This window comes from Actinotalea sp. (genome assembly GCF_035443605.1).
Lineage (GTDB): Bacteria > Actinomycetota > Actinomycetes > Actinomycetales > Cellulomonadaceae > Actinotalea.
This window is the reverse complement of sequence record NZ_DAORSQ010000100.1, coordinates 1-8,884: the sequence shown is the minus strand read 5'-3', so window position 1 is coordinate 8,884 and position 8,884 is coordinate 1. Positions and strand designations below refer to the sequence as shown.

General features: G+C 74.1%; 10 protein-coding genes. 3 read left to right on the top strand and 7 right to left on the bottom strand.

What is annotated here, in order from left to right; all coding sequences use genetic code 11:
- The 5 genes from PKY62_RS10720 to hrcA form a co-directional block, all read right to left on the bottom strand.
- Positions 1 to 558 (bottom strand): PhoH family protein (locus tag PKY62_RS10720; protein ID WP_324536783.1); only part of this gene is annotated, 558 nt, incomplete at its 3' end.
- Positions 559 to 660: 102 nt separating this feature from the next.
- Positions 661 to 1,023 (bottom strand): HIT domain-containing protein, encoded by a 363-nt coding sequence (locus tag PKY62_RS10715; protein ID WP_324536781.1) that lies wholly within the window; start codon positions 1,021 to 1,023, stop codon positions 661 to 663.
- A 9-nt stretch (positions 1,024 to 1,032) separates the two neighbouring features.
- Positions 1,033 to 1,809: a 16S rRNA (uracil(1498)-N(3))-methyltransferase gene (locus tag PKY62_RS10710; protein ID WP_324536779.1), complete on the bottom strand. Its 777-nt coding sequence runs from the start codon at positions 1,807 to 1,809 to the stop codon at positions 1,033 to 1,035.
- Positions 1,810 to 1,811: 2 nt separating this feature from the next.
- A complete protein-coding gene (gene dnaJ / locus PKY62_RS10705; protein WP_324536777.1) occupies positions 1,812 to 2,948 on the bottom strand; it encodes a molecular chaperone DnaJ in 1,137 nt (378 codons plus the stop codon).
- Between the two features lie 67 nt (positions 2,949 to 3,015).
- Positions 3,016 to 4,035 (bottom strand): heat-inducible transcriptional repressor HrcA, encoded by a 1,020-nt coding sequence (hrcA, locus tag PKY62_RS10700; RefSeq protein ID WP_324536775.1) that lies wholly within the window; start codon positions 4,033 to 4,035, stop codon positions 3,016 to 3,018.
- A gap of 159 nt (positions 4,036 to 4,194) precedes the next feature.
- On the opposite strand from hrcA, the gene PKY62_RS10695 reads away from it, so the two are divergent.
- The 3 genes from PKY62_RS10695 (at position 4,195) to PKY62_RS10685 (ending at position 6,113) form a co-directional block, all read left to right on the top strand.
- Positions 4,195 to 5,088: a DUF3097 family protein gene (locus PKY62_RS10695; protein WP_324536786.1), complete on the top strand. Its 894-nt coding sequence runs from the start codon at positions 4,195 to 4,197 to the stop codon at positions 5,086 to 5,088.
- A gap of 154 nt (positions 5,089 to 5,242) precedes the next feature.
- Positions 5,243 to 5,575 (top strand): DUF4870 domain-containing protein, encoded by a 333-nt coding sequence (locus tag PKY62_RS10690; RefSeq protein WP_324536773.1) that lies wholly within the window; start codon positions 5,243 to 5,245, stop codon positions 5,573 to 5,575.
- 1 nt (position 5,576) lies between these two features.
- A complete protein-coding gene (locus PKY62_RS10685) occupies positions 5,577 to 6,113 on the top strand; it encodes a DUF4870 domain-containing protein (protein ID WP_324536771.1) in 537 nt (178 codons plus the stop codon).
- A 268-nt stretch (positions 6,114 to 6,381) separates the two neighbouring features.
- Here the strand turns inward: PKY62_RS10685 and hemW are convergent, their stop codons facing one another.
- Both hemW and lepA read right to left on the bottom strand, forming a co-directional pair.
- A complete protein-coding gene (hemW, locus tag PKY62_RS10680) occupies positions 6,382 to 7,641 on the bottom strand; it encodes a radical SAM family heme chaperone HemW (RefSeq protein ID WP_324536769.1) in 1,260 nt (419 codons plus the stop codon).
- A 38-nt stretch (positions 7,642 to 7,679) separates the two neighbouring features.
- A partial coding sequence (gene lepA / locus PKY62_RS10675) for a translation elongation factor 4 (protein WP_324536767.1) occupies positions 7,680 to 8,884 on the bottom strand: 1,205 nt, incomplete at its 5' end.

Genomic DNA, 8,884 nt, shown 5'->3' with positions numbered 1-8,884 from the left:
CAGCCGCTCGCCGGCCTCGACCGCCGGCCGGGTGAGCACGATCCGGTTGACCTGCTTGGCCTGGAGCGACTGCACGGCCTTGGCCATCGCGAGGTACGTCTTGCCGGTCCCGGCCGGGCCGATGCCGAACGTGATGGTGTTCCGGTCGATCGCGTCGACGTACGCCTTCTGGCCCGCCGTCTTGGGCCGGATCGTCCGTCCCCTGCTCGACAGGATGTTCTGGGTGAGGACCTCGGCCGGCCGGCTCACCGTCGCCGCGCTGAGCATCTGCACGGAGCGTGTGACCACCTCGGGGCTCAGGGGCGTGCCGGCCGCCGCGACCTCGAGCAGCTCGTCGATGAGGCGCGCGACGAGCTCGACGTCACCGGGCAGCCCCTGGAGCGTGATGACGTCCCCGCGGGCGTGGATGTGCACGCCGGGGAAACCACGCTCGACCGCACGCAGCACCTCGTCCCCCGTGCCGAGCAGGGCGATGGCCGGCAGGTGGGCGGGGACGACGATCCGGTGCTCGACGGGGACCGCACGGTCAGCGGGACGGCGCGCTGGTGTCTGGGTCATGGGTGCGGCCGGACGGCCTGGGCTCTCCTCGGGTCGATCCGGCCATCCTACCGAGCCGGCCCCGCGTCGGCCGTGGGCGAGCCCGTCCCCGGGGGCGTGGGCTCAGGCGGGCGTCCAGCCCAGGCGCGCCCCGGCCAGGACGTGCGCGTGGACGTGGAAGACCGACTGCCCCGCGTGCGAGCCCGTGTTGAAGATGAGCCGGAAGTGACCGTCAGCCTCGTCCTGGGCGATCTCGTTCGCCAGCCGCGCCAGGTCGGCGAGCAGCGCCGGGTCGGCGGCAGCGAGCTGGGCCACGTCGGCGTGGTGGTCGCGCGGCACCACGAGCACGTGCACGGGCGCCTGGGGCGCGATGTCCCGGAACGCCACGAGCGTCGGGGTGCTCGCGACCACCTCGGCGGGGACCTGGCCGGCGACGATCCGGCAGAAGAGGCAGTCGGGTGCGGTGAGCGGTGCGGACGTCGACATGCCGCCAGGCTAGCGCCAGCGGCCCAGCCGCTCGCAGACCAGGGCCGCCGCGACCGGGCCGGCGGTCGACGTGCGCAGCACGTGCGGACCCAGCCGCACGACGCTCGCGCCGGCCGCGCTCAGCTCGGCGACCTCGTCGTCCGTGATCCCGCCCTCGGGCCCGACGACGATCAGCACGTGCCGGGTCGCCCCGTCCGCCGCGGCCTCCGGCACGACGACGTCGTGCCACGGCGCCGCCGCCGCCTCGTGCAGCACGAGCGCGGCGCCACCCTGCGCGACCACGTCGCGCACCCGGGCCGCGAGATCTGCCGTGCTCACCGCGTGGGCGACCTCGGGCACCCACGCCCGGCGCGCCTGCTTGGCCGCGGTGCGGACGGTCGCGAGCCACCTCGCACGGCTCTTGGCCGCACGCTCACCGCGCCACACCACCACCGACCGGTGCGCCTGCCACGGCACCACCTCGTCGACGCCCACCTCGGTGGCGGCCTCGACGGCCATCTCGTCCCGGTCCCCCTTGGCGAGCGCCTGGACCAGCACGACCCGCACGGCCGGCGCCGGCTCGGTGACCAGCTCCAGGACGTCGAGCACCAGGCTGCCGGGCTCGACCGCGGCGATGGTGCAGGTCAGTCGCGCGCCGGCGCCGTCGACGACGTCCACCCGCTCGCCGGCGCGGCGACGCTGGACCACCCCGGCGTGCCGTGCCTCTGCCCCCTGCAGCGCGTAGCTGCCGCCGGGCCCCATGCCGGCCAACGTGCCTGGTTCGGCGAGGAAGACCGGTGCGCTCACCCTCAGCGCCCGGCGAGCTTGTCGCGCAGCTTCGCGAACACGCCCGGGTGGGCCGGGGCGAGGCGCGAGGCCGGGCGCTCCTCGCCGCGCAGGGCCGCGAGCTCGCGCAGCAGCGCCTGCTGCTCCTCGTCGAGCGTCGTGGGCACCTGGACGTCGACGTGGACGTGCAGGTCGCCGCGACCGCCGACGTGCAGGTGGCCGACGCCCAGCCCGCGCTCGACGAGCACCTCGCCGGGCTGGGTGCCGGGGCGCACGTCGACCTGGCGCACGCCGTCGAGCGTCTCCAGCTCGACGAGCGTGCCGAGCGCGGCGGCGGTCATGGGGATCTCGAGCGTGCAGTGCAGGTCGTCTCCGCGCCGCACGAAGACGTCGTGCTGGCGCTCCCGCACCTCGAGGTAGACGTCGCCGGCCGGGCCGCCCGCCGGGCCCACCTCGCCCTGGCCGGTGAGCCGGATCCGGGTGCCCGTCTCGACGCCGGCCGGCACGTCCACCGTGAGCGTGCGACGGCTGCGCACCCGCCCCTCACCCGAGCACTCCGGGCACGGGTCCGGGATCACGGTGCCGAAGCCGTGGCATGCGGCGCACGGGCTCGAGGTCATCACCTGGCCGAGGAACGAGCGGGCCACGCGCTGGACGACACCGCGCCCACCGCACACCTCGCACGATCGCGGCGTGGTCCCCGGGCGGCAGCACGAGCCCTGGCAGGTGCCGCACAGCACCGCCGTGTCGACGGGGATCTCGCGGCGCGCGCCGAACGCGGCCTCGGCGAGGTCGATCTCGAGCCGGACGAGAGCGTCCTGGCCGCGCCGGGCGCGCGGCAGCGGGCCGCGCTGGGCCGAGGCGCCCTGGGTGGCGCCGAAGAACGTCTCGAAGATGTCCTGGAAGCCGAACCCCGCGCCGTAGCCGGCGTTGCCCCCGCCGGGGGCCGTCGGGTCCACGCCGCGGTCGTACATCTGGCGCTTCTCGGGGTTGGACAGCACCTCGTAGGCGCGCGAGACGTCCTTGAACTTGTCCTCCGACCCCTCGCCGGTGGCGACGTCGGGGTGCAGCTCACGCGCCAGCCTGCGGTAGGCCTTCTTGATCTGGTCCTGGGTCGCGTCCCGCGCGACGCCGAGGACCTCGTAGTAGTTGTTGCTCACTGGTCCCTCTCTGGGCGGACGTCGGCTGGCCCCCGGGGGGCCGGCGCCGGACGGGTCGTGGCCGGCGTCATCCGGCGAGGATCCTGGACAGGTAGCGTGCCACGGCGCGCACGGAGGCGATCGTCCCGGCGTAGTCCATGCGCGTCGGTCCCAACGAGCCGATCCGGGCCACGGCCTCACCGTCCGCCCCGTAGCCCGTGGCCACGATCGAGGTCTCGGACAGGCCGGCGTGCTGGTTCTCGCGGCCGATCCGCACCGACACTGCGGCCTGGTCCTCGGCCATCTCCGTGAGCAGCCGCAGCAGCGTCACCTGCTCCTCGAGCGCCTCGAGGACGGGCCGGATGGTGCCGGGGAAGTCGGTGCCGGCGCGCGCGAGGTTGGCCGTCCCGGCCATGACGATGCGCTCCTCGATGGACTCGGCGAGCGTGTCCTCCACGACGCGGACGACGTGCCGCACGAGCGGCCGGTCCGGCGGCTCGAACGCCTCGACCATCTGCTCGAGCGGTGCAGCGAGGTCGACGAGGCGCCGGCCGACGGCGGTGACGTTGAGCCGGGCGCGCAGCTCCGGCACCACGTGGTCCGCCAGCGGGGCGTCCAGCTCGACCGTGCGCTGCTCCACCCGCCCCGTGTCCGTGATGATGACGACGAGCAGGCGCCGCTCGCCGAGCGGGACGAGCTCGAGGTGGCGCAGCGCGGAGCGGCGCAGCGACGGGTACTGCACCACGGCGACCTGCTGGGTCAGGTGCGCGAGCAGCCGGACGGAGCGGTCCACCACGTCGTCCAGGTCGACGGCCTCGTCGAGGAAGGTGCCGATCGCGCGGCGCTCGGGTGCGGACAGCGGCTTGACCTCGGCCAGCCGGTCGACGAACAGCCGGTAGCCCTTGTCCGTCGGCACGCGTCCGGCCGACGTGTGCGGCTGGGCGATGTAGCCCGCGTCCTCGAGCGCCGCCATGTCGTTGCGGATGGTCGCCGGCGACACGCCGAGCGCGTGGCGCTCCACGAGCACCCGCGAGCCCACGGGCTCGTGGGTGAGCACGTAGTCCTGGACGATCGCGCGCAGCACGTCGAGCCGACGGTCGTCGCTCATCGCACCTCCCGCACACGCACCGGGCCGGGCCCGGGCGGTGGCACTCGCCACCGACGAGTGCCAATCCTACGACGCGCCCGGCGGGGCCGCCGGAGGGGCGCCCTGCCCGGTGCGATGATCGGGCCCGACCCGCCCCACCCCGCACCACCGAGGAGACCCATCGTGACGGACCGGTACGGCCACGACGTGCTGGCCGCCCCGCAGCGGCCCGGCCGGGCCGACCTCACCGCGCGCGGCGGGCGAGGCTCGACGACGCGCCAGGCCGCGGAGGTGGGGCTCGTCGTCGAGGAGGTGGTCTCGGGCTGGGTGGGCGCCGTGCTGCGCGTCGAGAAGTCCGGCGGCCTGCACGTCGTCGTGCTCGAGGACCGCAGGGGCCGGCGCAGGACCTTCCCCCTGGGGCACGGGTTCTGGGTCGACGGGCGCCCGGTCGAGCTCGTGGCGCCGGCCGGACCCGCGGCCCCCGCCGCACCCACGCGCACGGCCTCAGGGTCACGGGCCGTCGTCGGCGCCCGCGCCCGCGTGGCCAGGGGCAGCCGGATCTGGGTCGAGGGAAAGCACGACGCCGAGCTCGTCGAGAAGGTCTGGGGCGACGACCTCCGCGTCGAGGGCGTCGTCGTCGAGATGCTCGACGGGGTCGACGACCTCGCTGCCGAGATCGCGCGCTTCGCCCCCGGGCAGGGGCGTCGCCTCGGCGTGCTCGTCGACCACCTCGTGGCGGGGAGCAAGGAGACCCGGATCGCCGAGCAGGCCGTGCGCTCCGCACCCGCCGGCACCGTCCTCGTGCTGGGGCACCCCTACGTCGACGTGTGGCAGGCGGTCCGGCCCGAGCGGCTCGGCCTCGAGCGGTGGCCCGTCATCGAGCGGGGCACGTCGTGGAAGCTCGGCGTGCTGGCATCCCTGGGCTGGCCGCACGCCGAGCAGGCCGACGTCGCACGGGGCTGGGTGCGGATCCTCGCCTCCGTGCGCGACTACCGCGACCTCGAGCCGAGCCTGCTCGGCCGGATGGAGGAGCTCATCGACTTCGTCACGGCGCCACCTCCCCGCGCGGGGTGACCCATTTCGCTAGGGTTGGAGCGCACCGACGGTCGGAGCGTCTGCTCCGGCTGTCCACCGGTCGACGTCGTACCTCGGCCGGCCCAGAAGAAAGGGCATCGACTTGTCCAACCCGACACCTCCCCCCGGGGCCCCCGGGGCCCAGCCCGGCCCGATGTCCGACGCCGAGGTCCGCCAGTGGGCGGGCTTCGCCCACCTCGGTGGCATCCTCGGCCCGATCCCGTCCCTGGTCATCTGGCTCATGAAGAAGGACCAGAACGCGTTCGTCGGCCAGGAGGCCAAGAAGGCGCTGAACTTCCAGATCATGCTGACGATCGCCTGGGTCGCGCTGAGCATCCTCGACCTGCTGTTCCTCGCCGGGTTCATCGCCTCGATCGGCCAGCTGGCGATCTGGGTCGTGTCCCTCGTCTTCTCCGTCCAGGGTTACCAGGCCGTCAACCGCGGCCAGGCCCACACCTACCCCTTCACGATTGCGCTGGTGAAATGACATGACCACCACCCCCGACGAGCCCCAGGTCCCCGGCTCGGTGCCGCCCCCCGTCCCGCCCGCGCCCTCGGGCTACGAGGCTGCGCCGCCGCCCGTCGCACCGCCGGTCGCACCGCCGGTCGCACCGCCGGCTCCGGCCTACGCACCGCCGCCCGCCGGTGGCTACGCGCCCCCGCCCGCCCCGGCCTACGGCGCCCCTGCCGTCGGCGCACCGCTGAGCGACTCGGAGCAGCGCACCTGGGCGATGCTCGCCCACCTGAGCGGGTTCCTCTCGATCATCGCGACCGTCGCCATCTGGGCGATCTACCGGGACCGCGGCCAGTTCGTCCGCGAGCAGGCGACCGAGGCGCTGAACTTCCAGATCCTCATCGTGATCATCAGCATCGCGCTGACGATCGTCTCGATCGTGACGCTCGGCATCGGCAGCATCCTGTTCCTCGCGCTCCTCGTCGCGCCCGTGTTCATGATCCTGGCGGCGATCGCCACGAACAAGGGCGAGGCGTACCGCTACCCGCTCAACTGGCGCCTCATCAAGTGACGCGCTGAGCTCGGCGGCGAGGGCCGGTGACCACCAGGTCACCGGCCCTCTCTGCGTCCCCGAGCCCCGGCCCGCCTCATCCCTCCCCCCTCCCCCCTCCCGCCTCGTGGTGCGGAGCGTCGCGTCGCAACGCGCCGGGCGTGTCGCGACGGAACGCTCCGCACGAGGACCGACCGCTCCGCACGAGGACCCACCGCTCCGCACGAGGACCGACCGCTCCGCACGAGCGGTGCGCACCGGACGCCCCCCTCGACGAACGGGGCGGTGCTCAGGGGGTGAGGGTGCGGGTGACCGTGTCGGCGAGGAGGCGGCCGCGCAGGGTGAGGACGGCGCGGCCCGCGATCGCCGCGCGGCCGTCGAGCAGGCCGTCGGCGACCAGGCCCGCGACGGCGGTGCGGCCGGCGGCGGTCAGCCAGTCCAGCGGGAGGCCCTCGCTCAGTCGCGAGCCGAGCAGCACCCGCTCCAGGGCGACATCGGCGGCGGTGAGCAGCTCGCGCCCAGCCGCCGGCGTGCGGCCGCGCCCCAGCCGGTCCGCGTAGGCACGCGGGTGCTTGACGTTCCACCAGCGCACGGCGCGGTCCCCGGCGCCGACGTGCGAGTGCGCCCCAGGGCCGATCCCCCACCAGTCCGTGCCCCGCCAGTAGGCGACGTTGTGCCGGCACGCGGCGTCCGGCGTGCGCGACCAGTTGCTGATCTCGTACCAGGCCAGCCCCGCCGCCGAGAGCACCTCGTCCGCCAGCTCGTAGCGCGTGGCCTGGTCGTCGGGGTCCGGGGCCGGCAGCTCGCCGCGGCGCACCTGCCCGGCCATCCGGGTGCCCTCCTCGACCACGAGCGCGTACGCCGAGACATGGTCGACGCCGCACGCGAGGACCGCGTCGAGGGACGTCCGCCAGTCCGCGAGGGACTCCCCCGGCGTGCCGTAGATGAGGTCGAGCGACACGGCCAGCCCGGCCTGGCGCGCCCAGCGCACGACGTCCGGGATGCGTGCCGGGTCGTGCGTGCGGTCCAGCGTCGCCAGGACGTGCGGCACGGCGGACTGCATGCCGAAGGACACGCGCGTGAACCCGGCGGCCGCGAGCCCCTCGAGCGATGCGGGCGTCACGGAGTCGGGGTTGGCCTCGGTGGTCACCTCGGCGCCGGGGGCCAGGCCCCAGGTGGAGCGGATCGCGTCGAGCAGCAGCGCGAGGTCCGCGACCGGCAGCACCGTGGGGGTCCCACCGCCGACGAAGACGGTGCTCACGGGGCGGCCGCCGCGCCCCGCGTCGTCGAGCACGCGCGCGGCGAGGTCGATCTCGCGCAGCGCGGTCCGGGCGTACGAGGCCGCGGACGAGCCGACCGACACCTCGCCCAGGTCGCCGGGCGTGTAGGTGTTGAAGTCGCAGTACCCGCACCGCACCGTGCAGAACGGCACGTGCAGGTAGACGCCGAAGGCGTCGGCGTCCGCGGGGCGGCCCGGCGCGTCGCGCACCCAGCCCGGCAGTGCGCCGTCGTCCGGCACCGCCTCGCCGTCGGGCAGGGCCGGGCTCACTCGGGGTCGCTCACTCCGGGTCACTCACCGTGGGTCGCTCACTTCTTGGCCTTGGGGTCGGTGTCGCCGGTGGACAGCGCCGCGATGAAGGCCTCCTGCGGGACGTCGACCCGACCGATCGTCTTCATCCGCTTCTTGCCCTCCTTCTGCTTCTCCAGCAGCTTGCGCTTGCGGGAGATGTCGCCGCCGTAGCACTTGGCGAGCACGTCCTTGCGCATGGCGCGGACTGTCTCCCGCGCGATCACCCTGGCGCCGACGGCGGCCTGGATGGGCACCTCGAACTGCTGGCGCGGGATGAGCTCCTTGAGCTTGCCCGCCATCATCACGCCGTAGGCGTAGGCCTTGTCCTTGTGCACGATCGCGCTGAACGCGTCGACCGTCTCGCCCTGGAGCAGGATGTCGACCTTGACGAGCGCCGCGGCCTGATCGCCCGACGGCTCGTAGTCGAGCGACGCGTAGCCGCGCGTCTTGGACTTCAGCTGGTCGAAGAAGTCGAAGACGATCTCCGCCAGCGGCAGGGAGTAGCGCAGCTCGACGCGCTCGGCGGAGAGGTAGTCCATCCCGCCCAGCTCGCCGCGGCGGGTCTGGCACAGCTCCATGACGGCGCCGACGAACTCGCTGGGCGCCAGGATGGTCGCCTTGACCATCGGCTCGCGGACCTCACCGATCTTGCCGCCGGGGAACTCGCTCGGGTTGGTCACGGTCATCACCGTGCGGTCCTCCATCGTCACCGTGTAGACGACGTTGGGGGCTGTGGAGATGAGGTCGAGGTCGAACTCGCGCTCGAGCCGCTCGCGGACGATCTCCAGGTGCAGCAGGCCGAGGAACCCGACACGGAAGCCGAAGCCGAGCGCGACGGAGGTCTCGGGCTCGTAGACGAGGGCGGCGTCGTTGAGCTTGAGCCGGTCCAGCGCGTCGCGCAGCACCGGGTAGTCCGAGCCGTCGATGGGGTACAGCCCGGAGAAGACCATCGGCCGCGGGTCGTGGTACTCGGCCAGCGCGTGCGCAGCCGGCTTGCTCGCGTTGGTGACGGTGTCACCGACCTTGGACTGGCGCACGTCCTTGACGCCCGTGATGAGGTAGCCGACCTCGCCGACGCCCAGGCCCTGCGTGGGCACGGGCTCGGGCGAGATGACGCCGATCTCGAGCAGCTCGTGGTGCGCCCGGGTGGACATCATGACGATCTTCTCGCGCGGGGACAGGTGGCCGTCGACCACCCGCACGTAGGTGACCACGCCGCGGT

Bases quoted from the DNA above. Each gene is read 5' to 3' on its own strand.
- hrcA (WP_324536775.1), bottom strand. From the start codon at position 4,035: ATGAGCGACGACCGTCGGCTCGACGTGCTGCGCGCGATCGTCCAGGAC.
- PKY62_RS10685 (WP_324536771.1), top strand. From the start codon at position 5,577: ATGACCACCACCCCCGACGAGCCCCAGGTCCCCGGCTCGGTGCCGCCC.
- PKY62_RS10690 (WP_324536773.1), top strand. From the start codon at position 5,243: ATGTCCGACGCCGAGGTCCGCCAGTGGGCGGGCTTCGCCCACCTCGGT.
- PKY62_RS10715 (WP_324536781.1), bottom strand. From the start codon at position 1,023: ATGTCGACGTCCGCACCGCTCACCGCACCCGACTGCCTCTTCTGCCGG.